This window comes from Dermacoccus sp. GAS27A (assembly GCF_044909235.1).
Taxonomy (GTDB): domain Bacteria; phylum Actinomycetota; class Actinomycetes; order Actinomycetales; family Dermatophilaceae; genus Dermacoccus; species Dermacoccus nishinomiyaensis.
The window spans coordinates 1-24,457 of record NZ_JBIYDW010000015.1 but is presented as its reverse complement, the minus strand read 5'-3'; the positions used below and the strand labels follow the sequence as shown (position 1 = coordinate 24,457).

Annotated in this window: 24 protein-coding genes; 7 read left to right on the top strand and 17 right to left on the bottom strand. The window is 69.1% G+C overall.

The window, feature by feature from the left end:
- Positions 1 to 102: 102 nt before the first annotated feature.
- Positions 103 to 2,595 (top strand): phosphoketolase, encoded by a 2,493-nt coding sequence (locus ABH936_RS13530; protein ID WP_404603512.1) that lies wholly within the window; start codon positions 103 to 105, stop codon positions 2,593 to 2,595.
- Between the two features lie 68 nt (positions 2,596 to 2,663).
- On the opposite strand, the gene fbaA is transcribed toward ABH936_RS13530, so the two are convergent.
- Positions 2,664 to 3,704 carry a class II fructose-bisphosphate aldolase gene (gene fbaA, locus ABH936_RS13525; RefSeq protein ID WP_062257354.1) on the bottom strand — a complete coding sequence of 347 codons (1,041 nt, stop codon included), beginning with the start codon at positions 3,702 to 3,704 and terminating at the stop codon, positions 2,664 to 2,666.
- Between the two features lie 142 nt (positions 3,705 to 3,846).
- The gene (locus ABH936_RS13520) at positions 3,847 to 4,647 is read right to left on the bottom strand and encodes a TrmH family RNA methyltransferase (RefSeq protein WP_404603511.1); all 801 of its coding nucleotides are present in this window, start codon (positions 4,645 to 4,647) and stop codon (positions 3,847 to 3,849) included.
- 112 nt (positions 4,648 to 4,759) lie between these two features.
- On the opposite strand from ABH936_RS13520, the gene ABH936_RS13515 reads away from it, so the two are divergent.
- Entirely contained in the window at positions 4,760 to 5,440 is a 681-nt protein-coding gene (locus ABH936_RS13515) for a DedA family protein (RefSeq protein ID WP_404603526.1), read from the top strand.
- A gap of 137 nt (positions 5,441 to 5,577) precedes the next feature.
- Positions 5,578 to 6,345 carry an inositol monophosphatase family protein gene (locus tag ABH936_RS13510; protein ID WP_404603510.1) on the top strand — a complete coding sequence of 256 codons (768 nt, stop codon included), beginning with the start codon at positions 5,578 to 5,580 and terminating at the stop codon, positions 6,343 to 6,345.
- Between the two features lie 268 nt (positions 6,346 to 6,613).
- Here ABH936_RS13510 and ABH936_RS13505 read toward each other — a convergent pair whose 3' ends face one another.
- Positions 6,614 to 7,642, bottom strand: coding sequence for an o-succinylbenzoate synthase (locus ABH936_RS13505; RefSeq protein ID WP_404603509.1), 1,029 nt, complete (start codon positions 7,640 to 7,642; stop codon positions 6,614 to 6,616).
- Between the two features lie 254 nt (positions 7,643 to 7,896).
- Here ABH936_RS13505 and ABH936_RS13500 point away from each other — a divergent pair, with 254 nt between their 5' ends.
- A complete protein-coding gene (locus ABH936_RS13500; RefSeq protein ID WP_404603508.1) occupies positions 7,897 to 8,718 on the top strand; it encodes an SDR family NAD(P)-dependent oxidoreductase in 822 nt (273 codons plus the stop codon).
- Positions 8,719 to 8,815: 97 nt separating this feature from the next.
- Here ABH936_RS13500 and ABH936_RS13495 read toward each other — a convergent pair whose 3' ends face one another.
- From ABH936_RS13495 to ABH936_RS13470, 6 genes are all read right to left on the bottom strand, one after another.
- Positions 8,816 to 9,136, bottom strand: coding sequence for a DMT family transporter (locus ABH936_RS13495; protein ID WP_404603507.1), 321 nt, complete (start codon positions 9,134 to 9,136; stop codon positions 8,816 to 8,818).
- The gene (locus ABH936_RS13490) at positions 9,133 to 9,504 is read right to left on the bottom strand and encodes a DMT family transporter (protein WP_404603506.1); all 372 of its coding nucleotides are present in this window, start codon (positions 9,502 to 9,504) and stop codon (positions 9,133 to 9,135) included. Before ABH936_RS13490 ends, ABH936_RS13495 begins: the two co-directional genes overlap by 4 nt.
- 78 nt (positions 9,505 to 9,582) lie before the next feature.
- Positions 9,583 to 10,206 (bottom strand): TetR/AcrR family transcriptional regulator, encoded by a 624-nt coding sequence (locus tag ABH936_RS13485; protein WP_241724980.1) that lies wholly within the window; start codon positions 10,204 to 10,206, stop codon positions 9,583 to 9,585.
- A gap of 277 nt (positions 10,207 to 10,483) precedes the next feature.
- Positions 10,484 to 11,455 carry a 1,4-dihydroxy-2-naphthoyl-CoA synthase gene (locus tag ABH936_RS13480; protein ID WP_006943640.1) on the bottom strand — a complete coding sequence of 324 codons (972 nt, stop codon included), beginning with the start codon at positions 11,453 to 11,455 and terminating at the stop codon, positions 10,484 to 10,486.
- A 213-nt stretch (positions 11,456 to 11,668) separates the two neighbouring features.
- Positions 11,669 to 12,580: an EamA family transporter gene (locus tag ABH936_RS13475; RefSeq protein WP_404603504.1), complete on the bottom strand. Its 912-nt coding sequence runs from the start codon at positions 12,578 to 12,580 to the stop codon at positions 11,669 to 11,671.
- Between the two features lie 302 nt (positions 12,581 to 12,882).
- Positions 12,883 to 13,626: an SDR family NAD(P)-dependent oxidoreductase gene (locus tag ABH936_RS13470; protein ID WP_006943688.1), complete on the bottom strand. Its 744-nt coding sequence runs from the start codon at positions 13,624 to 13,626 to the stop codon at positions 12,883 to 12,885.
- 98 nt (positions 13,627 to 13,724) lie between these two features.
- On the opposite strand from ABH936_RS13470, the gene ABH936_RS13465 reads away from it, so the two are divergent.
- Together ABH936_RS13465 and ABH936_RS13460 are read left to right on the top strand one after the other, a co-directional pair.
- Entirely contained in the window at positions 13,725 to 15,059 is a 1,335-nt protein-coding gene (locus tag ABH936_RS13465) for an AMP-binding protein (RefSeq protein ID WP_404603502.1), read from the top strand.
- A 44-nt stretch (positions 15,060 to 15,103) separates the two neighbouring features.
- Positions 15,104 to 15,988: a 1,4-dihydroxy-2-naphthoate polyprenyltransferase gene (locus ABH936_RS13460; protein WP_404603501.1), complete on the top strand. Its 885-nt coding sequence runs from the start codon at positions 15,104 to 15,106 to the stop codon at positions 15,986 to 15,988.
- A gap of 192 nt (positions 15,989 to 16,180) precedes the next feature.
- On the opposite strand, the gene ABH936_RS13455 is transcribed toward ABH936_RS13460, so the two are convergent.
- The 8 genes from ABH936_RS13455 to ABH936_RS13420 all read right to left on the bottom strand — a co-directional run bounded on the left by ABH936_RS13455 (position 16,181) and on the right by ABH936_RS13420 (position 23,364).
- Positions 16,181 to 16,429 (bottom strand): DUF4229 domain-containing protein, encoded by a 249-nt coding sequence (locus ABH936_RS13455; RefSeq protein WP_006943689.1) that lies wholly within the window; start codon positions 16,427 to 16,429, stop codon positions 16,181 to 16,183.
- Between the two features lie 7 nt (positions 16,430 to 16,436).
- Positions 16,437 to 17,543, bottom strand: coding sequence for a c-type cytochrome biogenesis protein CcsB (ccsB, locus tag ABH936_RS13450; RefSeq protein ID WP_404603499.1), 1,107 nt, complete (start codon positions 17,541 to 17,543; stop codon positions 16,437 to 16,439).
- Positions 17,540 to 19,285 (bottom strand): cytochrome c biogenesis protein ResB, encoded by a 1,746-nt coding sequence (locus ABH936_RS13445; RefSeq protein ID WP_006943686.1) that lies wholly within the window; start codon positions 19,283 to 19,285, stop codon positions 17,540 to 17,542. Before ABH936_RS13445 ends, ccsB begins: the two co-directional genes overlap by 4 nt.
- Positions 19,285 to 20,043 (bottom strand): cytochrome c biogenesis CcdA family protein, encoded by a 759-nt coding sequence (locus tag ABH936_RS13440; protein ID WP_404603497.1) that lies wholly within the window; start codon positions 20,041 to 20,043, stop codon positions 19,285 to 19,287. Before ABH936_RS13440 ends, ABH936_RS13445 begins: the two co-directional genes overlap by 1 nt.
- Entirely contained in the window at positions 20,040 to 20,642 is a 603-nt protein-coding gene (locus tag ABH936_RS13435; protein ID WP_006943681.1) for a TlpA disulfide reductase family protein, read from the bottom strand. The genes ABH936_RS13440 and ABH936_RS13435 overlap by 4 nt, the downstream gene beginning before the upstream one ends.
- Complete coding sequence (locus tag ABH936_RS13430; protein WP_115296973.1) at positions 20,639 to 21,358, bottom strand: histidine phosphatase family protein; 720 nt, start codon at positions 21,356 to 21,358, stop codon at positions 20,639 to 20,641. The genes ABH936_RS13435 and ABH936_RS13430 overlap by 4 nt, the downstream gene beginning before the upstream one ends.
- On the bottom strand, positions 21,355 to 22,680 hold the full coding sequence (gene hemL / locus ABH936_RS13425) for a glutamate-1-semialdehyde 2,1-aminomutase (protein WP_131941654.1): 1,326 nt from the start codon (positions 22,678 to 22,680) through the stop codon (positions 21,355 to 21,357). The genes ABH936_RS13430 and hemL overlap by 4 nt, the downstream gene beginning before the upstream one ends.
- Before the next feature lie 213 nt (positions 22,681 to 22,893).
- Complete coding sequence (locus tag ABH936_RS13420; RefSeq protein ID WP_006943685.1) at positions 22,894 to 23,364, bottom strand: MarR family winged helix-turn-helix transcriptional regulator; 471 nt, start codon at positions 23,362 to 23,364, stop codon at positions 22,894 to 22,896.
- A 191-nt stretch (positions 23,365 to 23,555) separates the two neighbouring features.
- On the opposite strand from ABH936_RS13420, the gene ABH936_RS13415 reads away from it, so the two are divergent.
- On the top strand, positions 23,556 to 24,086 hold the full coding sequence (locus ABH936_RS13415; RefSeq protein ID WP_006943676.1) for a YceI family protein: 531 nt from the start codon (positions 23,556 to 23,558) through the stop codon (positions 24,084 to 24,086).
- Positions 24,087 to 24,457 lie beyond the last annotated feature (371 nt).

The window sequence follows — 24,457 nt, the reverse complement described above, 5'->3', positions numbered from 1 at the left end:
CACCCACGTCACACCCCTCACGCCGCCGACCGACTCCACCGAGCGTCAGGACCAACGTCCCAGCCCCTTTCATCGCTCGTGCCGCACGACGAGAATGGAGGCATGACCTTCCACGTCAGCACCGCGACCCCCTGGCAGCCCTCCCCCGGAACCGAGCTCACCGACGCGACTCTCGAGACGATCCACCGCTGGTGGCGCGCCGCCAACTACCTGTCGGTCGGGCAGATCTACCTGCTCGACAACCCCCTGCTGCGCGAGCCGCTGACGCGCGACAACGTGAAGCATCGCCTGCTTGGGCACTGGGGTACCACGCCCGGGCTCAACTTCCTCTACGCCCACCTCAACCGCGTCATCGCCGAGCGCTCTCAGCCGACGATCTACGTCACCGGCCCCGGCCACGGCGGCCCCGGCATGGTCGCCAACACCTACCTCGAGGGCACGTACTCGCAGATCTACCCGAACGTCGGGCTCGACGAGGCGGGCCTGCGCCGGCTCGTGAAGCAGTTCAGCTTCCCCGGCGGCATCCCGTCGCACGCGGCACCCGAGACGCCCGGCTCGATCCACGAGGGTGGAGAGCTGGGTTACGCCCTCAGCCACGCCTACGGGGCCGTCTTCGACAACCCCGAACTGCTCGCGTTCACCGTCATCGGTGACGGCGAGGCGGAGACGGGGCCGCTCGCGACGTCGTGGCACTCGAACAAGTTCGTCAACCCTGTCACCGACGGCGTCGTCCTGCCCGTGCTGCACCTCAACGGCTACAAGATCGCGAACCCGACGGTGCTCGCCCGCATCAGCGACGAGGAGCTCGATGCCCTCATGCGCGGCTACGGCCACACGCCGTACGTGTTCGAGGCGGGCTTCGACGACGAGGATCCGATCTCGATCCACCGCCGTTTCGCGACGCTGCTCGACGAGGTGTTCGACCACATCGCCCGCATCAAGGCCGAGGCCGCCGAAGCGGGCGCCGAGAACGCCGAGCGTCCGCACTGGCCGATGATCGTCTTCCGCACGCCGAAGGGTTGGACGGGCCCGAAGACGATCGACGGCAAGGTCGCCGAGGGTCACTGGCGCAGCCACCAGGTGCCGCTCGCCAACGCCCGCGACACCGACGAACATCTCCACGACCTCGACGCGTGGCTGCGCAGCTACCGCCCCGACGAGCTGTTCGACGAGGCCGGCCGCCCAGCCGACGACATCATGGCCCTCGCCCCCGACGGCGAGCTGCGCATGGGCGCGACGCCCTACGCCAACGGTGGCGAACTGCGCATCGCCCTCGAACTGCCCGACTTCCGCGACTTCGCCGTCGACGCGGGCCGCGACGACGAGCGCGGCACCTCGGTCGCCGAGTCGACGCGGGTGCTCGGCGAGTGGTTGCGCGCCGTCGCAGCCGCGAACCCTGAGAACTTCCGCATCTTCGGTCCGGACGAGACCGCGTCGAACCGGCTGCAGGCCGTCTACGAGACGACGAACAAGCAGTGGATGGGCGCGTACGAGCCCAACGACGCCGAAGACCCGATGGGCCGCGTCGGGCAGGTCATGGAGATGCTGTCGGAACACCAGTGCCAGGGTTGGCTCGAGGGATACCTGCTCACCGGCCGCCACGGGCTCATGTCGAGCTACGAGGCGTTCATCCACATCGTCGACTCGATGTTCAACCAGCACGCCAAGTGGCTCAAGGTGACGAACGAGATCGGCTGGCGTCGACCCATCTCGTCGCTCAACTACCTGCTGAGCTCGCACGTGTGGCGTCAGGATCACAACGGATTCAGCCACCAGGACCCCGGTTTCATCGACCACGTCGTCAACAAGAAGAGCGACGTCATCCGCGTCTACCTGCCGGCTGACGCGAACACGCTGCTGTCGACGTTCGACCACGTGCTGCGCACCGAGCAGTACGTCAACGTCGTCGTCGCGGGCAAGCAGCCCAACCCCGTCTGGCTCACGATGGACGAGGCCGTCCGGCACTGCGCGCGCGGCCTGGGCATCTGGGAATGGGCCGGCACCGAGGTCGACGGTGAGGAGCCCGACGTCGTGCTCGCCTGCGCGGGCGACATCCCGACGATCGAGGTGCTCGCGGCCGCGAAGATCCTGCGCGAGCGCGTGCCGGGGCTGAAGGTGCGCGTCGTCAACGTCGTCGACCTCATGCGCCTGCAGGCCGAGAAGGAGCACCCGCACGGGCTGAGCGACCGCGAGTTCGACACGATCTTCACACCCGACAAGCCCATCGTGTTCGCCTACCACGGCTACCCGTGGCTCATCCACCGCCTCACCTACGGCCGGACCGGCCACAGCAACCTGCACGTGCGCGGGTTCATCGAGGAAGGCACGACGACGACGCCGTTCGACATGGTGATGCGCAACGACCTCGACCGCTTCCACCTCGTCATCGACGTCCTCGACCGTGTACCCGGCCTCGGTGCACGCTGCGCGGGGCTGCGTCAGGAGATGCAGGACCTGCGCCTCGAGGCACGCGCCTACGCCTACGAGAACGGCGAGGACCTCCCCGCCGTCGCGTCGTGGGTGTGGTCCGACGCCGGCGACACCGGCACCGAAACCGGCGGCCCGCAGCAGGACACGGGCGGCGACAACGTCTGATACCTGACACGCGAACGGCCCACCCCGATCATTCGGGGCGGGCCGTTCCTCAGCGGCGGGTCAGGCGATCAGGCCTTCTTGGCGGCCTTGCTCTTGCCGGCCGAACCGAGCTCGTTGCAGGCCTGGACGACACGCTTCGCCATGCCCTCCTCGGCGGCCTTGCCCCAGGCACGCGGGTCGTACAGCTTCTTGTTGCCGACCTCACCGTCGATCTTGAGGACGCCCTCGTAGTTGCCGAGCATCCAGCCGGCGACGGGGCGCGTGAACGCGTACTGCGTGTCGGTGTCGACGTTCATCTTCACGACGCCGTACGAGACGGCCTCGGCGATCTCCTCGGGCGAGCTGCCCGAACCGCCGTGGAAGACGAGGTGGAACGGCTTGTCCTCCGCCTCGGAGAACTTCGCCTTGACAGCGTCCTGCGCGTCCTTGAGGACGGACGGGCGCAGCTTGACGTTGCCCGGCTTGTAGACGCCGTGCACGTTGCCGAACGTCAGGGCCGTCATGTAGTACACATCCGTGCCCGCGCCGAGCGCCTGGGCGGTCGCGATGGCGTCCTCCGGCGTCGAGTACAACTGCTCGTTGATCTCGTTGGCGACGCCGTCCTCTTCACCGCCCACGACACCGACCTCGATCTCGAGGATGATGTTCGCCTCCTTGCACTTGGCGAGCAGCTCCTGGGCGATCTCGAGGTTCTCCTCGAGCGGCACGGCCGAACCGTCCCACATGTGCGACTGGAAGAACGGCTCCCCACCGTTCTTGACGTTCTCGATCGACGCCTCGAGCAGCGGACGGACGAAACCGTCGAGCTTGTCCTTCGGGCAGTGGTCGGTGTGCAGGGCGATGTTGACGTCGTACTGCTTGGCGACCTCACGAGCGAACGCGGCCATGGCGAGCGCGCCCGCGACCATGTTCTTCTGCGTCGGGCCCGAGAAGTACTCGGCGCCACCGGTGGAGACCTGGATGATGCCGTCCGAACCGGCCTCAGCGAAGCCACGGATGGCGGCGTTCAGCGTCTGCGACGACGACACGTTGATGGCCGGGTACGCGAAGCCCTCCTTCTTCGCGCGATCGAGCATCTCGCGGTAGATCTCGGGGGTTGCGATGGGCATGTCATCACCTCTCGTGTTGGCACAACAATGACGCGTTTCGGGCGCACTTCGTGAGCGGCTGGCCCGCTGCCTCCATCCTCGCACGGGGCGTCGCGCAACGGGGCGGGCGGCGGGAGTTTGCTTCGCCCGAGTTCCGGCCGCGTCAGGCGCGGGGGTGGGCGTCGCCGGCGTCCGCGTGGTTGCTTCCGATTGCGCTCCCAGGGGCGTCGCCGTCGACACGCTGGCCGAACACGTGCCGTCGGATCCACGCGTGCATCGTGACGGCGGCCGCGGCGCCCGCGTTGATCGAGCGCGTCGAACCGAACTGGGCGATGTCGAGGACGGCGTCGGCGCGTTCGAGCGCGTCAGCGCTCACACCCGGGCCCTCCTGGCCGAAGAGCAGGACGCAGTGCTCGGGCAGGTCGAACGTCTCGAGCGGAACGCTGCCCGCCACGTTGTCGATGGCGATGACGGGCAGGCGCATCGGGTGGCCGGCGGCGTCGACGGGCCCGGCCGTGGCGGCCCAGGCGAGCAGGTCGTCGACCGTGGGGTGGTGGAACTCGTGCTGGTAGCGGTCGGTCACCATCGCGCCGCGACGGTTCCAGCGCCGTCGTCCGACGATGTGAAAAGCCTTGGCGTTGAACGCGTTCGCCGTGCGGATGACGGAGCCGATGTTGAAGTCGTGCTCCCAGTTCTCGACGGCGACGTGAAACGCATGACGCGCCGTGTCGAGCTCTTCGACTATGGCGTCGTGCCGCCAGTAGCGGAAACGATCCTCGACGTTGCGGCGGTCGCCGTGCTCGAGCAGCTCGGGGTCGTAGCGCGGGTCGAGCGAGCCGTCGGGTGTGCTCGGCCAGGCGCCCTGCCACGGTCCGACGCCGACCTCGTCCGCGCCCCCGGCGTCAGCACGGCGGTGTTGTGCGTCGCCGTCGTCGATCTGTTTCGCCCCGTCCACGTCTGCCATGGCCGTCAGCGTAGGCGGGCGCGACGAGTTCACCATCGTCCGCGTGACGCGCCGTGCCTCACCCGCGCGTCTCAGCAGTTTCTTATCGCCCGCCGGTAGGCTCGGCCTCGTGATGCATGCCCTCGGCCCTCAGTTCATGGATCCGAACTACCTGCTCGCCCACTTCGGCGGCGCGTTCTTCTGGATCTCGCTCGCGATCGTCTTCATCGAATGCGGGCTCCTGTTCCCGATCCTGCCCGGCGACTCGCTGCTGTTCGCGATCGGCATGTTCACCGCGACGTCTGCCACGAGCGGCTTCGACATCCCCCTCTACGTCTCGCTGCCGGCTCTGTGCGTCGCCGCGTTCGCGGGCAACGTCGTCGGCTACGAGATCGGGCGGATCGTCGGCACACCCCTGTACGAACGCGACGGCAGGGTGCTGAAGAAGAAGTACTTCGACCAGACGAACGCGTTCTTCGACAAGCACGGCAACAAGGCCCTCGTCATCGGACGCTTCGTGCCCATCGTCCGCACGTTCATCACCGTCGTCGCGGGCGCGAGCCACATGGACCGCAAACGCTTCTTCACCTGGTCGGCCATCGGTGCCGTGCTGTGGGTGCTCGTCGTGACGTTCGCCGGGTTCTTCCTCGGCCGCGCCTTCCCGAGCCTCGGCAAGAACATCGACGCCGCCATCATGGTCGTCGTCCTCGTCAGCGTGCTGCCGATGATCTTCGAGTGGGTCAAGCACCGCAAGCGCGCCAAGGCCCTCGCCAAGGAAGCCGGCGACATCGTCGACCACAACCCTGACAACTGAAACTCGTCGCGACCACGCCGACGAAGCGAGCAACGCTGCCGCATCGAGAAACGCTGACGAACGGCGCCCGGCCCAGGCCGCGGCGCCGTTCGTGCGTGCGGTTCGTCGGACGTCGCGTCACTCCCTAGGATGAGGGCGTGGATACCCAGGCTGTTCTGACCCTGCTCCAGCAAGCCGCCGAGACCTACATCAACCCCCGTTTCGAGGCGCTCGCCTCGCACGAGGTGATCGAGAAGAACCCGGGCGACCTCGTCACCGTCGCCGACCGCGAGGCGGAGGTGTTCATCACCGCCGAACTGCAGAAGGCCTACCCTGACGCGCTGATCGTCGGCGAAGAAGCCGTCGCAGCCGACCCGAGCATCCTCGACCGCATCGAATCCGCCGGCCACTGGTTCACGGTCGACCCCGTCGACGGCACGAAGAACTTCGTCCACGGCTCACCCAACCACGGCGTCATGGTGGCCGAGATGCGCGGCGGCGACATCGTCCGCAGCTGGATGTGGCAACCGCAGCTCGGGCACGCGTACGTCGCGGAGAAGGGCAAGGGCGCCTTCCTCGACGGGGTGCACATCGAGCCGCGCGTCGTCGGCAATGCCCCCAAGGGCGTGACGTCACGTCAGACGCGCATCGGCGAATCACTCGACGGGCTGCCGCCGCTCGGGCTGTCGTGGGTGTGCTGCGCGGTCGACTACCCCCAGATCGCCTCGGGTGGCGCGGACTACATCCTGTACGTCACGACGAAGCCGTGGGACCACGCGCCCGGCGCGCTCTTCATCCGCGAGGCGGGAGGCGTCTCCGCCTACGCCGACGGCTCGCCGTACGACCCGCGCTACGAACTGACACCCAAGCCGCTGCTCGTGACGGCCGACGCCGCGCTGCACGAGCGGTTGCGGCCGTTCGTCTGATGACGCGCTGCGCTGCCTGCGTGAGTGGCGCCGATTGAGTGAGTGGCGCCGATTGAGTGGGTGGCGCTGGCTGCGTGGGGGGCGTGGCCGTGTGAGCCGGCCGGCTGTCGGTTAGGAGCTGCAACCCCACCATGCGGAATTACAGCTCCCAGCGGTGCCCCTGAGGGCCGAAACCCCGCCATGCCGGCTCGCAGCTCTGACCGGGGCATGACGAACCCGCGCCGAGCGTCGGTCAGGCAGTCTGCGTCGGTCAGGTGGTGAGCGTCGGTCAGGCGCCGCGCTTCAGGTGCTGGTAGCTCGCGATCAGTCGCTCGCGCCACCACTGCTGGCGCTCGGGGCTCGCGCGGTGACGCTCGACGCACGTCGGGTCGAGGTGGCGCGCGGCGGCGGCGCGAGCTACGTCGATCGTCCCGTCACGAGGGACGAGGGGGTCGGCGATGACGTCGCCGTCGAGCAGGTTGATCGTGCCGAGGCCGCACGCGTGATCGAGCTCGGTCAGAGCAGCCGCGAGCGCCACGCCTGCCGCCATGCCGGGGCTCGAATCGAGCGCCGAACTGACGACCATCGGGAGGCCTGTCTCGTCTGCGATGCGCAGCGCCGCGCGCACTCCCCCGAGCGGCGCGACCTTGACGATCGCTAAATCAGCGGCCTCGAGCTCGACGACGCGCATCGGGTCGTCGGCCTTGCGGATCGACTCGTCGGCGGCGATGAGAACGTCGATTCCGTTGCGCGCGAGCGTCTTCCGAACGCGCGCCAGATCTTCGACGGGCATGACGGGCTGCTCGACGTATTCGAGGTCGAACGCAGCCAGTCGTGTGATCGCGGCGACGGCCTGGTCGACATCCCATCCGCCGTTCGCGTCGAGACGCACCTTCGCGTCGGCGCCGAGGCCGTCACGGACGGCGGCGACGCGGGCGACGTCGTCGTCGAGGTTCTGGCCCCGCTCGGCCACCTTGACCTTCGCGGTGCGGCACCCATCGAACCGGGCGAGCACCCCGGCGACGGCGCCGGCGGGAACAGCCGGGACGGTCGCGTTGACGGGCACCGTCGCGCGCACCGGCTCGGGCCACCCGAGGTACGCCGCCTCGATCGCAGCCGCGAGCCAGCGCGACGCCTCGGCCGGCCCGTACTCGAGGAACGGCGCGAATTCTCCTGCACCACAAGGCCCCTGAAGATAGGCACACTCGCGATGCTCGACACCACGAAAGCGCGTGTTGAGCGGAATCGAGACGACCTCGAACCCATCGAGCAGCTCATCGAGCGACGAGAGGGGCAGTTCAAGAGGCCGCGCGTTCATGCCCCCTATCGTCGCAGCAGCTTCCGCGATGCAGGCCCCGGGACACGAACCGCCCTTACGCCACGTGCAGGCCCGCGCGTCCAGCCCGGGACATGAACTGCCTTCATGCCATCTGACGGCCATGCGCGGGCGGCGCTTCCCAGACTCGCGCGCAGCACCCCCGCGAACACGAGCGGCAGGGTCGAATCGGCGCATCCTGCCGCTCCTACTCGACCGATTCGCTCGTGTTCAGGAGGCGGGCACACAATGGCGTCATGACGAAGATCGCGCTCATCACCGGAACCTCCAGCGGCATGGGGCTGCATGCCGCCATCGCTGTCGCCAAGGCGGGCGCCACGGTCGTCGCGACGGTTCGTTCGTTCGACAAGGCGGGCGAGCTCAACGAGACGGCGGCCAAGGCGGGCGTCACGCTCGACGTCCGTGAACTCGACGTCACCGATCATGGCGCGGGCGAGAAGCTCGTCAATGCGGTCGTCGAGCAGTACGGGCGACTCGACGTGCTCGTCAACAACGCGGGGCGCGGGTGCGTCGGTACGGCGGAGACGCTCGACATGCTGACGATCAAGGAGCAGATGGAGACGAACTACTTCTCGGCCGTCGCACTGACGCAAGCCGCACTGCCGCACATGCGCAAGGCCACGTCCGGCACGATCCTGACGGTGACGTCGGTCGGCGGCGCCGTCGGTCAGCCGTTCGCCGACGCCTACTGCGGAGCCAAGTTCGCCGTCGAGGGCTTCATGCAGTCGCTGTCGACGGTCGCCGCGGCGTTCGACATCAAGGTCAGCGTCATCGAACCCGCTGCCGTCGCGACGAACTTCGTCGACAACGTCCAGCGCGAGGACGCGGGGCCGTACGCCGACCTGCTCGCGGCGTACATGAAGCGCACCGAGGGCGCCTTCGCCAACGCCCAGAGCGCCGAGAGCGCGGGCGAGGCCATCGCCGGGGCGGCCATGTCGGACGAGTACCGCTTCCGCTGGCAGACGAGCGACGCGGCGACGACGTTCGCGGGGGTGTCGCTCGCCGACCTCGACGGCTCGACCGTCTTCGGCGCGACACGATCATGGTCGCAGACCTGACGCACCGCAGAACATGACGAACGCACCGGACGATCACGGATCGTCCGGTGCGTTCATCGTCGGCAACGCCGGTTCCAGAGCGACGACGTCGAGGGCCTCAGGCGTGCGCGCCGCCCTCGATGAGCACGACGCCGACTGAGATGAGGGCCATTCCGCACCACATCATGCGAGTGATGGGCTCCTTGAACACGAACCGGCTGACGAGTGCCGTCAGCGCGACGCCTGCGGCGGCCCAGATGCCGTACGCGACACCGATGCCCATGCCTTCACTCAGAGTGCGCACGAGCAGGTACAGCGCCAGGGTGTAAGCGACCCCGACCACGGCGTAGTACCGGGCCCGCCCCTGCGCTGCGACGCGCATGAAGGCCGTGCCGATCACCTCGCTGATGACCGCACTGACGAGGAAGATGTAGCTCACGCGCGCACCTCGTTCATCGTCGCGCTCGAACCGTCCTCGGCCGGCGCTTGGGAGTCGGAGCCGACCTCGACCATGATCACGCCCCCGATGACGAGTGCGACGCCGCAACCCATCATCAGCGTGAAGGGCTCGCCGAAAAGCACCGTCCCGACGAATGCCGTGAGCGCCACGCCGAGCGCGCCCCAGATGCCGTAGACGACGCTGAGTGCCATGCCCCGGCGCAACAACAACGCCAACAGGACGAAGGCGACGAGGTCGGCGATGAGCGTGAGCAGAAACCACGCGGCTTCCTGCTCCGCGCGCTTCAGCGCTGACGAGCCGATGACCTCGCACACGACCGCGCATCCGAGCATCAGGTAGTTCTTCACGCCTTCTCCTCCTTCACGTTCTTGATCTTCTTGCCGGGCTTCGTGTCGGGTTCGTGTGGCGACGTGTGGTGAGGGGCGTCATCGTCGACGGCGCCGATCTCCGATGTGGCGCCCATGCCGGACGTCGTCAGCATGCCCCTGGTGCGAAGACGCTGCGTGTCGCTCGCCCTGCGTCTGAGGGGCGAGGAGCTGTTCAGCGAGTGCCTGCACGCCGGAGCGGCCGTCGTCGTCGAGGGGTAGGGCGCCACTGGCGTCGGTGAACCACACCCCCTCAGCCATGAAGCGGGCACCCTCGAGGCGTGCCCGCGTCTGCGGGTCGAGACCTTCGGGCAGCGCCACCCAGGGCTCGAAGTGCTCTTCCCAGCGGCGCGTGAGGACCTCGCGCAGGCGCGGATCGGCCATCATCGCGAGGTCTGCTTCGTCGACCTCGCCCGCGAGCATCCATCGGACGTACGCCGTCAGCCGCGGCCACGGCGACACGGGGTCGACGTCCGCCAGGAGCTTCTCCAGTTGGCGCTTCTGGTCGTCAGCCACCCGATCGACGACCGCGAGCATGAGCGCTTCCTTCGTCTTGAAGTGGTACATCAGCCCCGGCTTCGTCAGCCCGGCCGCGTGCGCGACCGTGTCGAGCGACACCGGCTCCTGACGCCGCATCAGCGCGAGCGCCGCGTCGAGGATGACCTCACGTGAACTCTGCCTCATGGGCTTTACTTTACCTTTCGGTTGGTAAAGTTCGAATGCCGCGAACGGGGCTGGCCTCTGCCTCTGCCTCTGCCTCTGCCTCTGTGGACCATGGACCAAAGCGATGAGCGCGCACCCCCGCGGGTGCGCGCTCATCGCAGATCACGTGTGGAACGCCCGGCCCGCCATGCGCGAAGACCGCGCCCTCACCTTGCCCGCAAATGCACCCGGGTGCATTTGCGCGCAGAGGGCGGCCCCCGGCCTCAGCAGGAGGCGGCGCGGGCGGCCCTGGCGGTTCTCAGAAGTACCAGGGGAAACCCGACCAGTCGGGGTCGCGCTTCTCGAGGAACTGATCGCGGCCCTCGACGGCCTCGTCCGTCATGTAGGCGAGGCGCGTGGCCTCACCGGCGAACACCTGCTGGCCCATGAGGCCGTCGTCGGTGAGGTTGAACGCGAACTTCAGCATGCGCTGTGCCTGCGGCGACTTCGCCATGATCTCCCGCGCCACCTGCAGGGCCTCGCTCTCGAGCTCGGCGTGCGGGCAGACGAAGTTGACCGCACCCATCCGGTGCATGTCGTCGGCGGTGTAGGTGCGGCCGAGGAAGAAGATCTCGCGCGCGAACTTCTGCCCGACCATCTTCGCGAGGTACGCCGAGCCGTAGCCTGCGTCGAACGAGCCGACGTCGGCGTCGGTCTGCTTGAACCGCGCGTGCTCGCGGGAGGCCATCGTCATGTCGCACACGACGTGGAGGCTGTGCCCGCCACCGGCGGCCCAGCCGGGCACGAGGCAGATGACGATCTTCGGCATGGTGCGGATGAGCCGTTGCACCTCGAGGATGTGCAGACGCCCACCTTCGGCCTTGACACGCAGTTCGTCGACGCCGCTCGCGGAGTCGTCACCCGTTGGATCGGCCGCGTACTGGTAGCCGGAGCGGCCACGGATGCGCTGGTCGCCGCCCGAGCAGAACGCCCACTTGCCGGCGCTGCCGGTGCCCTCGGGCCCGGGGCCGTTGCCGGTGAGCAGGACGACGCCGACGTCCGGCGTGCGGCGCGCGTGATCGAGCACGCGATACAACTCGTCGACGGTGTGCGGACGAAAGGCGTTGAGCACCTCGGGACGATCGAACGCCACACGCACACAACCGAGTTCGCGACTGCGGTGGTACGTGATGTCGGTGAGATCCTCGAACCCCTCGACGGCGGTCCACGCGCTCGGGTCGAAGGGGTTCTCGGGCTGCCGGACGGCTTCGTCAGGGGTGGTCTCACTCATGCCGTCAGTCTAGGACGCGGCGGTGACGACCCCATCGCGCCACTCGAAGGGCGACGGTGGCGGTCCCGCAGGCCCCGTGCACCCCTGCGATTTTCGTCCCCCTCCGTGAATTTCGTCCACATTCGCTACTGGCCGTGGCAGAGTGCCGGTCGTCATGGACGGCGGCGAACTCGGCAGGAGCATGCCCGCCGGCACCGACCGTCGCGGGCGTCGTCACCCTCCGTGGATGGACGCGGCGAGCTCGTCAGGAGCATGTTCGGCGGCGACGCCGGCCGTCGCGTCACGCCGTGACGCCGTGATGGCCGACCCCGCGCCGGCGATGACGACGAGGAGCACTGCAAGCGCGCGCGTCGCACCGAAGCCCTGATCGAGCAGCAGCCAACCCGCGAGCGCCGCGATGACGGGTTCGAGGGCGAGCAGCACCCCGAACACGGCCTTCGGCAGCCGTCGCAGCGCAGACAGCTCGAGCGCATACGGGACGACGGAGGCGAGGAACGCGGTGCCGATGGCGAGCGCGAGGTAATGGACGTCCGTCAGCCCTGTCCAGGCACCCTGTGCGCCGAACGGGACGAGTGCGATGGTGCCGACGACAAGCGCCATCGCGAGGCCACCCGCGCCGTCGACCGCTCCCCCGACGCGTTCACTCGCGAGGATGTACAGCGCCCAGAAGAACCCCGCGCCGAGGACGAACGCGACGCCGACGAGGTCGAGCGAACCACCTGCGTCATCGAAACCGAGGATCATGACCCCGACGAGCGCCAGCACGATCCAGGCGAAGTCCTTGAGCTTGCGCGACAGGATCGCGGCCAGCCCGAGCGGGCCGAGGAACTCGATGGCGACCGCCGGGCCGAGAGGAATGCGCGCGATCGCCTCGTAGAACATCCCGTTCATACCTGCGAGAGCGAGGCCGAACGCGGCGACAGCCGTCCACTGCGAACGCGTCCAGGTGCGCACCCTCGGGCGCGTCACCAGCGCCAGCATGACGGCGGCGAGACCGAGCCGCAGCGTCGTCACGCCCGTCGCTCCGAGCGGGCCGAAGAGCTGCGTCGCGAGGCTCGCGCCGAACTGCAGGGATGTGCACGAGCCGATGACCATGAGGACGGCCGGGGCCGTCGAGGAGGACATGACGCTGGATGAGGAAAACCGTGACGGGGCCACCGAAGCTCCTGAACATCTGTGGGCCGCCGCAAACCCGGGTTCTCACGACAGTGACCGCGCCGCGGTCACCACTGCTGACGGGCGCCACGATACGGCCGCGCCGCAACGCGTCGCCAGACGGGCTCAGCCCGTGAACCGGTGGCATGCAGACGGGGCCCTGGCAGCGTCGTCACCCAGCCCCGACCGCTCATCCCCAGCCCCGACCGCTCGTCCCGCACGCGCCGCGCTCGACCCACCGTGCCCCATCTGTGGACCGGCGGGCGAGAGCGTCAGGAGGTGCGGTGCACCTTGTGCTGCGCGGCCTGGGCGCGCGGACGCACGACCATCTGGTCGATGTTGACGTGCTCCGGCAGTTCGGCGATGTAGGCGACGGCGTCGGCAATGTCGTCCTGCGTCAGCGGCGCCTCGACGCCCTGGTACACGGCCGCGGCCTTGTCGGCATCACCGCCGAAGCGGACGAGCGCGAACTCGTCACTCTTCACCATGCCGGGGTCGATCTCGCAGACGCGCACCGGCTTGTCGAACAGCTCCAGGCGCAACGCCCCCATGAGCGCGCGCACGGCGTGCTTCGAACCGCAGTACCCGGCGCCGCCCTCGTAGCTGACGATGCCGGCCGTCGACCCGATCGTGATGATGACGCCGTGTGCCGCCTCGAGCGCCGGCAGGAACGCCTGGATCGTCGCCGCGGTTCCGATGACGTTGACGTCGTACATGCGGCGCCAGTCGTCGAGGTTCGCGGTCGCGACGGGCTCGGCACCGAACGCGCCACCGGCGTTCGCGACGAGCACGTCGACGCGCGAGCCGGCCTGAGCGGCGAGGTTCTTCACGTCGTCGACGTTCGTCACGTCGCACTGGACGGCGCGCCCGTCGATCTCCCGGGCGAGCTCCTCCACCCGGTCGAGTCGGCGCGCCGCGCACACCACGTCGTACCCCCTCGCCGCGAGAGCGCGAGCCGATGCCCGCCCGATCCCGCTGCTCGCACCCGTCACCACTGCCACCTTGCGCTCAGTCATGACCCCATCCTGCCCGTCCTGGCCGCACCCCGCACCTGACGTCCGCCGGCGCGAGGCACCTCACCTGGCTCTGCCGGGCGCGTCGTATAGTGCACGTCATGCCTGAGCTGGTGCCGTTCGCCGTCGACCGCGCCGACATCACGCCCTACTACGAGGCCCTCGATGCCGCGCTCGCCGGAACCGGCCCGGCCCTCGCGCCCTACGAGGCGGGCACTCCGGCCCCAGACGTCCCGCGTCACCCCACCGACGCGCCCGAACGCCTCGCGCTCGTCGTCTCGACGAGCGGATCCACCGGCACCCCGAAGCGCGCGATGCTGACGAAGGACGCGCTCATCGCGAGCGCCACCGCGACCCACGAGCGCATCGGCGCGGGTACGTGGTTGCTTCCGCTGCCGCCGCATCACATCGCGGGCACGCAGGTCATCGTGCGTTCACTCATCGCGGGCACGACACCGATCGTCATGGACGCCTGGTCGCTCGAGCGGTTCACCAGGGCCACGACGCTCGTCGCCCGCAACGCGCCGCCCTTCTCCCCCATCCACACGAGCCTCGTCCCGACGCAGCTGCGTGACGTCCTCGACGCCGCCGAGCGCGACGACCCCGTCGGCGTGCGCGCTCTCGAGGCGGCACGGCGCTACCGCAGCATCCTCGTCGGGGGCGCCGCGACGCCCCCCGACCTGCAGTCGCGCGCCCGCGACGCCGGGCTCGCCATCGTGACGACGTACGGCTCGAGCGAGACGGCCGGCGGCTGCGTCTACGACGGCGTCCCCCTCGCGGGCGTCGGCGTCCACGTCCTCGACGCTGACGACGAAGGCCTCGGTCGCATCGCCCTGTCCGGCCCGACGCTGGCGAGTGGCTACCTCGGTGACGCCGAACGATCGGCCGCGACGTTCGTCGCCGCACGCACTCTCGCCAGGCCCACGATCGACTCATCGCCCGTCGACTCCGCACCCGACGGCGACGCGTCCCGCGAATCTGCCCCCACGGGCCTGTCAGAGCGCCGACGCAGCGAGGCGACACCCGGCGAGGCGACGCTGTTCTTCACCGACGACCTCGGACGCTTCGACGGCGCGTTGCACATCGAGGGGCGCATCGACGACGTCATCAACACCGGCGGGTACAAGGTGAGTCCGCGCGTCGTCGAGGACGTCGTCCGCGGTGTCGACGGCATCCGTGACGCCGTCGTCGTCGCCCGCCCGCACGAGCGCTGGGGGCAGTGCGTCGCTGTGGCTGTCGTCACGACCGAACGTCGCGAGGCAACCGATGACGTCCTCGCGCGTCTCATGGGTGAGTGCCGAAAGGCGTTGCCGCCGTACGCCGTCCCGGCCATGGCTCGCGTGCTCGAGACGATCCCGCTGACGGGCGTCGGCAAGCCCGATCGCGCGCTCATCGCCTGCTCGCCCGAGTGGCACAATCTACGAGACCCCCGCTAGATCGCCGGAGCCCCGGCCCACACGACCTGGAGAACATCCCGCACATGGCCACCCTGAACCAATGGGTCGAGGGCGCGCGCCCCCGCACGCTGCCCGCCGCCATCGCCCCCGTCCTCGTCGGAACGGGCGCGGCCTACGCGATGGAGAAGGCCAACCCCGGCTATGCGCTGCTCGCGCTCATCGTCGCGCTGTTCCTCCAGATCGGCGTCAACTACGCCAACGACTACTCCGACGGCATCCGCGGCACCGACGAGGACCGCGTCGGCCCGGTGCGCCTGGTCGGTCAAGGCCTTGCGAACCCGGGCAACGTCAAGCTCGCCGCGTTCGGGTGCTTCTTCGTCGCCGCGTTCGTCGGCCTCGCGCTCATCACGCTGTCGAACACGCCGTGGCTGCTGCTCGTCGGCGCCGCCGCCATCCTCGCGGCGTGGTTCTACACCGGCGGCAAGCGCCCTTACGGCTACATGGGGCTCGGTGAGGTCTTCGTCTTCGTCTTCTTCGGCCTCGTCGCGGTACTCGGCACGACGTACACGCAGGCCCACACGCTGTCGCCGTCCGCGTGGGCGGGCAGCATCGGCGTGGGCGCGATCGCCTGCGCGATCCTCGTGACGAACAACCTGCGCGACATCCCGACGGACGTCGAAGCCGGCAAGCACACCCTCGCCGTGCGGCTCGGCGACAAGGCCACCCGCACGTTCTACGTCCTGCTCATCGCCGTGTCCGTCGCCGCCGTCGCGGTGTGCACGCTGTTCCACGTCGCCGCTGCGGCGGGCTTCGTCGCCCTCATCGCCGCGATCCCGCCGGTGCTGCGCGTCATGCGCGGCGCCACGGGCCGCGACCTCGTGCCGGCCCTCGCCGGCACCGGCCGTTACCAGCTGCTCTACGGCCTGCTCCTCGGCGGCGGCCTCTACGCCGCGCACCTCATGCACTGACGGCCCTGACGGCTGCAGCGCCCACCACGCCGTCATCCGCTGCCAATCCGACGACGACAGCAGCAACGACGACAAAGACTTCAAACACACGCGAAGGCCGGCCGCCCCCTCGGGGACGGCCGGCCTTCGTCATCATTCGTCCGCGACCAGCACGCCCGGCCCGTCAGGGGCCCGGTGCGGATCGAGCGTCGATCAGTCCTCTTCGACGTCCTCGGCCTCACGCATCTGCTGCGCACGGGCACGACGCTTCTCGACGCGATCTTCGACGACGTCGACCGTCTCCTGACGGAAGCGGTTGAGCGCGAAGAAGCTGATCGCCGTCGACGCGAGCGCCGCGACGATGAGCAGCAGGAAACTGCGCAGCCCGCACAGGTAGCCCAGGCACACGCAGCCGAAGAAGACGAGGATGCGCAGAACGGTGTAACGAGCGACAGGTGCCATCAGCCGATCACAGCCCCGAGTAGGAGTGCTGGCCGACGAAGAACACGTTGACGACGCCGTAGTTGATGAGGATGCACGCGAAGCCGACGAGGACGACGGCGGCGGCCTTGCGTCCGCTCCACCCGACCGTCACGCGGCTGTGCAGGTAGGCCGCGTAGACGATGAAGATGACGAGCGACCACACTTCCTTCGGGTCCCAGTTCCAGTAGTGACCCCAGGCCTCCTGCGCCCAGATGGCGCCGCACAGGACGGTGAACATCCACAGCGGGAACGCGATGATGTGCACGCCGTAGGCGAGGCGGTCGAGGGTCTCCGAATCGGGCAGCGAGCGCAGGAAACCGCCGCTCTTGCCCCTCTCCTCGCGCGTCTTCTGGGCGAGGTACAGCGCTGTGATGACGAAGCCGATCGTGAACAGGCCGACGGACAGCGTCGCGACCGTCACGTGGATCGACAACCAGTACGACTGCAGCGACGGCATGAGCTTGCTCGCCTCGGTGTAGTACACCTTCGCCGCGAGGATGAGGAACAGCGTCGCGGGCAGCGTGACGAACGCGCCGAGCCAGCGCACGTCCTTTCGCAGGCTCCACAGCAGGAAGCACACGAGCAGGAACGCGGTGCCGGCGAGGTCGAACTCGTACATGTTGCCCAGCGGCGGGCGGTGCACGGCGAGCGATCGCATGACGATGCCTGCGGTGAGGAACGCGGCACCAAGCCACGTCAGCGCCATGCCGGTGCCGGCCCACTGACGCTTGTGACCGTCGGCCGGGACGTCGGGGGTGCCGTCGCCGTCGAGGTCACGACTTTCGCGGGTGCGTTCGAGCACCGCCGTCGCACCGCCGACGCCAGCCGTCGACGTCGCTGCCGCGACGGCGCTCGTGGCCTCGGCGCTCACGGCGTCGGCCTCCACCGCGCTCTCCGCGCCGGCCTCGACGGCAGCCTCATCGGCCGCGCCTCGACGTCCGGCCCGCGCCTGACGGCCGGGGGCCTGGGCGAGGTCGACGCAGAACGAGAGCATCGCGAGGGTGAGGACGAGCGCGGCCGCATACACGGCGCGCGTGGAGTTCTGCGCGAGGGTGCTGTGCGCCTCGTCGATGAATGCGAAAGCGGACATCATGCCTTACCTGTCGTCTTCGTGGTGGGGGCCGCCGCGCGGCTGATGCGTTCGAGGATGTCGTCGACCGCCAGCGCGAGACGAGGATCCTCACCCTTGGCGAGCCCACCGATCTCAACCACTGTACGCGCGTCGGTGTCACCATCCGTAGCGGGACGGACGCGGACGAACACGCGCCGACGACGGATCGTCAGCGAAAGCACGAGGCCGGCGAGTGCGAGGACGCTGAACAGCAGGGCCGGCCCCTTGCCGGGGTCGTGACGGATCGACAGCCCCGCCCACCGTGGCGCCGCGTCGAACGTCACGGAGCCGAGGTTGTTCGGCAGCTGCACCGTCTGGCCGAGGGCGAGCTGCAGACGCACCGGCTGGCCCTTCTCGTCCTTGAGCTGCGTCATCGTGCCGGTGTCGAGGCTGAACACCGACTGCGGGCGACCGTTCGGGTACAGGTCGCCCGTGAACGCCGTGAGGTACAGCGCCGGCGCCTTGGCGTCGGGGAAGGCCGAGCTCGGGCCCAGGTTCGGGTCGAGGTAGGCCGTCGGCAGGAAGAAGCCGGTGAGGCCGATCTGCTTCGGTGAGGCGCCCGAGATCTTGAATGCGCCGGTCGACTTGTACTTGTTGTCGATCGACAGGAACGGCGTGGATTCGTCATACAGGACGTTGCCCTTCGCGTCCTTGAACGTGATCTTCGGGGCGTAGCCGTTGCCGAGCAGGTACACCTCGCCGCCTCCCACCTTCAGCGGGTGGTTGACCTTGATCGTGTCCTTCTTCCACGCGCTGTTCGCCGACTCCCGGTAGTCGACGTCGGCGGTGAAGTCGCGCGGTTGACCCCACTGGCTGCTCGTCGGGTCGACGTTGCTCTCGAACATCACCTTGAGCGTGTTCATCTTGAGCGCCCAGTCGGGGATGTCCTGCTCCGCATCGACCCACGGCCCGAGCTTCAGGGTGTCGTAGCGCGACGGCGTCGAGGCGAAACCGCTGCCCTCGGGGACGATGACGTCACCGCGCCAGCCCCAGACGTGCCCGGCCGCGACCGAGACGATGATGCCGATGAGGCTGAGGTGGAACAGCAGGTTGCCCGTCTCGCGCAGCATGCCGCCCTCGGAGGCGACCTCGAACTCGCCCGTGCCCTTGCGCAGCGCGAACCGCTTGCGCCGCAGGACGGTACGCGTCGCGGCGATGACCTGCTCGGGGGTCGCCTCGAGCGTCACCTCGCGGTGCGCGGGAAGGCGTGAGAGGCGGCGGGGCATCGCGGGCGGGCCCTGCCGCATCGCCTTGTAGTGCACCCGGACGCGCGGGATGATGCAGCCGACGAGCGACACAGTCAGCAGAAGGTAGATGGCGGCGAACCACGGCGAGCTGTAGACGTTGAACATGCCGAGCCGGTCGAGCCACGGCGCCAGATCCGGATGATCGAGGCGGTACTGCGTGACACGCTGCTCGTCGATCGAGTGCTGCGGGAAGATCGAGCCCGGCACGGCCCCGACCGCGACGAGCAGCAACAGGAACAGCGCCGTGCGCATGCTCGTCAACTGCCGCCAGAACCAGCGCAGGCCGCCGAGGAACCCGAGACGCGGCTGCGTCACCGTCGCCCGATCGTCCCGCGAGGACGTCTTCGTCGAGTCTGCGTCGGCCGCATCGTCACGGGGCACGTCGTCGCGCGCCGCACCGCCCATGGATGCCTCGCCGTGAGCAGCGTCGTCGACGCGGAACGCGCCGGGTTCGGGGTTGTCTGACGTCTTGGCCACTAGATCACCGGTTCGAACTGATTGACGAGATGGGTCTGGATGTCGGCGATGAGCGAGTTCCACAGACCCGTCACCATGAGCACGCCGATGGCGATCATGAGGCCGCCGCCGACGAGCTGGATCGGACGATGCCGCGCGCGCAACCACTTCGAGGCGCGCTCGGCGCGGCTCCAGCCGGCCGCGATGAGAATGAAGGGGATGCCGATGCCCAGGCTGTAGCAGGCGGTGAGCAGCAACCCGCGCCCGTTGACGCCGCTCGATCCGAGTGCGGTGTTGGCCGCGAGGATCGCGCCGTAGACCGGCCCGACGCACGGCGACATGCCGAGCGCGAACACGGCGCCGAGCAGCGGAGCGCCGAGCAGCCCCGCGGCCGGGCGCCAGCGCACGGTGAATCCGCGCTGGCCGAGCACGCCGAGGAACAGCAGGCCCATGACGATGACTAACACCCCGCCGACGCGCAGCAGCAGCGTGTCGTGGGCGCCGACGGTGTCGACGAAGAACGACAGCGCGGCCTGCAGGCCGACGAACACGACGGAGAAGCCGAGGACGAACAGGCACGCGCCGAGGATGATGCGGGTGCGACGCTTCTCGTCGGTCAGGCCGGTCACGTAGGCGAGGAAGCCTGGTACGAGTGGCAGCACGCACGGCGAGGCGAACGAGACGAGCCCCGCGAGGGCAGCGAAGAACATCGCGAGCGGCAACGCGCCGTCCGCGACGATCTGTCTCGGCGAGTCGCTCGCCGCGAGCAACGCGATCAAGCCTTCTCCGCCAGCACCTTGTCGACCATGTTGCGCACCGTCGTCTCCGTCGTCGCCCCACTGACGCGCGCGGCGATGCGGCCCTGCGCGTCGAGCACGAGCGTCGTCGGGGTCGCGGAGACCTTGCGCTGAAGGCCCTGCAGGTTGGCGCCGTCGTCATTGGCCAGGGACGGGTACGTGACGCCCCACTTCTTCAGGGTCGAACTGGCGACGGCGTTCGAGTCACGCTGGTCGATGCCCATGAACACGACGTTCTTGCCCGCCTTCTCGTACGACTGCCACGCCTTCTGCAGGTGCGGCATCTCGGCCCCGCACGGGCCGCACCAGGCGCCCCAGACGTTGAGCACGACAACCTTGCCGCGAGCCTGCTCCACGTTCCAGTCGGTGCCGTCGAGCAGTTTGCCACTCAACGTGACGGGCTTGTCGCGCTTGGCTGCGGGAAGCTCCTCGACGGTTCCGTCGCCGCCGACGTAGCCCTTCTGGTCCTGCGCCTGCTTGCTGATCTCGTCGTTCTTGCCGTCACCGCACGCCGTCGCACCGAACGTCAGAGCACCGGCAGCGATGACGGCGGCGGCGCGCCGGGTGATGCTGCTGCTCATGCTCCCACCGCATTCGTCGAGGCGGCGAGCAACCGGCCGGCGGGTTCGGTGTAGCGCACGTCGGTGATCTCATCGTCGATGAACTCGATCGTCGTCACCGACGCGAGCGTGCACTCGCGCGAGCGCGGGTCGTGCCACAGGCGCTTGCCCTCGGCGAAACGACGCGCCGTCCACACCGGCAGCTGGTGGCTGACGATGACGGCCTCGTGCCCGGATGCCGCATCACGAGCATCACGGATCGCCGCATCCATGCGCGCGGCGATCTCGTCGTACGGCTCGCCCCAGCTGGGGCGGAACGGGTTGGTGAGCTTCGGCCAGAAGCGCGGCTGCATGAGCTGCTTGGGGTTCGAGCCCACCGTCATGCCCTCGAAGTCGTTGCCTGCCTCGATGACACGCTCGTCGAGCGTGACGGGCAGACCGAGCTTGTCGGCGATCGGCGCCATCGTCTCCTGCGCTCGCTCGAGCGGCGAGCTGACGAGGTGCGTGACGTCGCGTGGCGCCAACCACTGGCTCGTCAACTCGGCCATCTCGTGCCCGAGCTCAGAGAGGTGGTATCCATCGAGGCGCCCGTACAACACCTTCTCGGGGTTGTGGACCTCGCCGTGGCGCACGAGGTGCACGAGCGTCGTGACGGGCACCCGCGGCTCGCTGACGGCAGCGAGCGACGGCTGCGGCGTCCGCGACGGATCGGAGGTGGCGTGCTCGGACATGCTCACAGTGTCGCAGCCGAGTCTGTGGACGCCGCGGCGCGCGCCGCGGTCGGCAGCGCTTCGACGATGTGCGCGACGGCCTCGTCGTCGTGACTCGCGGAGACGAACCAGGCCTCGAACGACGACGGCGGCAGGTGCACGCCCTGGGCGAGCATCGCGTCGAAGAAGCGGGCGAAGGCATGGATGTCCTGTTTCTTGGCGCCGTCGTAGTTCGTCACGGCCTCGTCGGTGAAGAAGATCGAGAACATCGAACTCGCCCACTGCACCTGGTGCGGGACGCCGGCCTTCGTCAGCTCGCTCGAGGCCGCATCGGCGATCGTGTGTGCGACGAGGTCGAGGTGCGCGTAGACCTCCGGCGTGCAGGCCTGCAGCGTCGCGAGGCCGGCGGCCGTCGCGATCGGGTTACCGGCGAGGGTGCCCGCCTGGTAGACGGGGCCGTCGGGTGCGAGCAGCTCCATGAGGTCGCGACGCCCACCGAACGCGGCAGCCGGGAAGCCGCCGCCCATGACCTTGCCGAACGTGAACAGATCGGGCGCCGTCTCACCCTGCTGACCCTCGTGACCGAACCAGCCGGCCGCGGAGCAGCGGAAGCCCGTCATCACCTCGTCGGAGATGAGCAGAGCGCCGTGCTTCGTGGTGATGTCGCGCAGCGCCTTCGTGAAACCGGGCGCCGGCGGCACGACGCCCATGTTGCCCGGCGAGGCCTCGGTGATGACGGCGGCGACCTCGTCACCGTGCTCGGCGAAGGCCGCGTCGAGCGCGTCGACGTCGTTGTACGGCAGCACGATCGTCTCTCCCGCACTCGAGGCGGGGACGCCGGCCGAGTCGGGCAGGGCGAACGTCGCGAGGCCGGAGCCGGCGGCGGCGAGCAGCGCGTCGACGTGGCCGTGGTAGCACCCTGCGAACTTGATGATCTTGCTGCGCTGCGTCGCGCCGCGGGCGAGACGGATGGCCGACATCGTGGCCTCGGTGCCGGAGGAGACGAGGCGTACCTGCTCGACCGGCTCGACGCGGCTGACGATCTCGGTGGCGAGCGCCACCTCGTTCTCGCTCGGCGTGCCGAAGCTGAACCCGCGCGACGCGGCCTGCTGCACCGCGTCCATGACGCGCGGGTCGGCGTGGCCGAGGATCATCGGCCCCCACGAGCAGATGAGGTCGACGTAACGGTTGCCGTCGACGTCCGTCAGCCACGGCCCCTTCGCCTCACGGATGAAGCGCGGCGTGCCGCCGACGGCGCGGAACGCCCGCACCGGGGAGTTGACGCCGCCTGGGGTGACCGAGCGGGCGTGATCGAGCAATGCCTGAGACGTCGAGGTGTTCTGGCTCATGCGCATCATTGTTCCATCGCGCACTGACAACCCCCTCCACGCCGGCCCCCTCACGGCCCGTGAGGCTTACCACAGCAGCGTCGCGTCGTCGCACCCGCGACGGGGACGGCCGGTGCGCGCCGTCGCAGGGAACGTCCCGTCATACTCCTCGCTCCGGGCGTGGCAGGTGGTGCCTCGACACACCGTGCGCGGGGTGGTGGCGTGCTCCGGTCGTCAGCGCTCGCTGGCCTCGACGGCCTCGCCGACGCGGCGCATGGCATCCCCGAGGCTCGCGAACTGACGCGCGGGCATCACGTCGACCATGAAGGCGCGCACACTCGCGACGTGCACCTTGGCTGCCTCGTGCAGGGCCTGCAGCCCGTCCTCGGTGAGGACGAGTTCGACGCCGCGCGAGTCGTCGAGGCAGGGCTGACGCTCGACCCAGCCGCGCCGTTCGAGGCGGTTGGCGGTGTGCGTCAGCCGACTGCGTGACTGCACGACGATGGTCGCGAGCGCACTCATGCGCAGGCGCCGACCCTCCGATTCGGAGAGCATCGAGAGGATCTCGTACTCGGCCAGCGACATGCCGTGGGCGAGCAGTTCACGATCGAGCGCCGTCTCGAGCGCCCGCGCGCCGCGCAGGTAGTGGCGCCACGCAGCCTGCTCGGACTCGCTCAACCACGCCGTCTCGCCACCTCGCGTCACGCTACTCGCCTCTCCTGCAACCGATTCCTCAACAGACCCAGTATTCCCGGTGTTCAGCGTCAGTTCCACACGAACCCCCTGTTGGGGTGTGGAATGGAATACGCACCCCCGGGCATGTAGTTTAAAATTCAACAACACTCCGCTACGGTGAGTGCATCGCCCATCAACGATCTGAAGGAAAGGGGCTCGTCATGGCCTCCCTCAACACCCTCCCCGCCGGCACCTGGAACATCGACCCGGCGCACACGGAGATCTCGTTCGTCGCCCGTCACCTCATGGTGACGAAGGTGCGCGGCAAGTTCACCGACTACTCGGCAACGGTCGTCGCCGCCGACCCGATCTCGGATTCGAGCGTCGAGTTCACGGTGCAGACCGCGTCGGTCGACACGGGCAACGCCGACCGTGATGCGCACGTCAAGTCGGGCGACTTCTTCGACGTCGAGACCTACCCGACGATGACGTTCAAGGCCACGCAGATCACGGACGACGAGATCACGGGTGACCTGACGATCAAGGATGTGACGAAGCCCGTCACGTTCTCGTACGACTTCAACGGTGTCGCGACCGACCCGTGGGGCGCCACGCGCGCCGGTTTCGAGGCGTCGGGTGAGATCAACCGCAACGACTTCGGCATGACGTTCAACGCTCCCCTCGACGGTGGCGGCGTCCTGATCAGCGAGAAGATCAAGATCAACCTCGACCTCGAGTTCACGAAGGCCTGACGACGATCAAGCGAGCGTAGGTAGGACCGCAGCGTCGTGTTCGTCGAGCACGGCGCGGGTGGAGTCACCGCAGCGAAGCGAGGATGGCTTCACCCGCGCCGGGCGCGGACGACCGCGCATGTCAAGCGAGGATCCTGCCGAAGCGAGCGTTGAGGAGTCAGGCCCAGGAAAAGGCCTGACGTCGATCAAGCAACCCCAGGGGTTGTGGGGGGTGGGGGGGGGGGGGGGCCCGCCCCCCCCCCCCCCCCCGGGGGGGGGGGGGGGGGGGGGGGGGGGGGGGGGGGGCGCGGGGGGGGCGGGGGGGGGGGGGGCGCCCCGGCCGGCCCCCCGGGGCGGGGGGGGGGGGGGGGGGGGCGGCGGGGGGGGGGCGG

Excerpts from the sequence above, each read along its gene's own strand:
- fbaA (WP_062257354.1), bottom strand. The coding sequence starts at position 3,704 with ATGCCCATCGCAACCCCCGAGATCTACCGCGAGATGCTCGATCGCGCG.
- ABH936_RS13505 (WP_404603509.1), bottom strand. The coding sequence starts at position 7,642 with ATGAACGCGCGGCCTCTTGAACTGCCCCTCTCGTCGCTCGATGAGCTG.
- ABH936_RS13480 (WP_006943640.1), bottom strand. The coding sequence starts at position 11,455 with ATGAGTGAGACCACCCCTGACGAAGCCGTCCGGCAGCCCGAGAACCCC.
- ccsB (WP_404603499.1), bottom strand. The coding sequence starts at position 17,543 with ATGATGTCCGCTTTCGCATTCATCGACGAGGCGCACAGCACCCTCGCG.
- ABH936_RS13515 (WP_404603526.1), top strand. The coding sequence starts at position 4,760 with ATGCATGCCCTCGGCCCTCAGTTCATGGATCCGAACTACCTGCTCGCC.
- ABH936_RS13465 (WP_404603502.1), top strand. The coding sequence starts at position 13,725 with ATGCCTGAGCTGGTGCCGTTCGCCGTCGACCGCGCCGACATCACGCCC.
- ABH936_RS13475 (WP_404603504.1), bottom strand. The coding sequence starts at position 12,580 with ATGTCCTCCTCGACGGCCCCGGCCGTCCTCATGGTCATCGGCTCGTGC.
- ABH936_RS13485 (WP_241724980.1), bottom strand. The coding sequence starts at position 10,206 with ATGAGGCAGAGTTCACGTGAGGTCATCCTCGACGCGGCGCTCGCGCTG.
- ABH936_RS13500 (WP_404603508.1), top strand. The coding sequence starts at position 7,897 with ATGACGAAGATCGCGCTCATCACCGGAACCTCCAGCGGCATGGGGCTG.
- ABH936_RS13530 (WP_404603512.1), top strand. The coding sequence starts at position 103 with ATGACCTTCCACGTCAGCACCGCGACCCCCTGGCAGCCCTCCCCCGGA.
- ABH936_RS13455 (WP_006943689.1), bottom strand. The coding sequence starts at position 16,429 with ATGGCACCTGTCGCTCGTTACACCGTTCTGCGCATCCTCGTCTTCTTC.
- ABH936_RS13470 (WP_006943688.1), bottom strand. The coding sequence starts at position 13,626 with ATGACTGAGCGCAAGGTGGCAGTGGTGACGGGTGCGAGCAGCGGGATC.
- ABH936_RS13435 (WP_006943681.1), bottom strand. The coding sequence starts at position 20,642 with ATGAGCAGCAGCATCACCCGGCGCGCCGCCGCCGTCATCGCTGCCGGT.
- ABH936_RS13460 (WP_404603501.1), top strand. The coding sequence starts at position 15,104 with ATGGCCACCCTGAACCAATGGGTCGAGGGCGCGCGCCCCCGCACGCTG.
- ABH936_RS13520 (WP_404603511.1), bottom strand. The coding sequence starts at position 4,647 with ATGGCAGACGTGGACGGGGCGAAACAGATCGACGACGGCGACGCACAA.
- ABH936_RS13415 (WP_006943676.1), top strand. The coding sequence starts at position 23,556 with ATGGCCTCCCTCAACACCCTCCCCGCCGGCACCTGGAACATCGACCCG.
- hemL (WP_131941654.1), bottom strand. The coding sequence starts at position 22,680 with ATGAGCCAGAACACCTCGACGTCTCAGGCATTGCTCGATCACGCCCGC.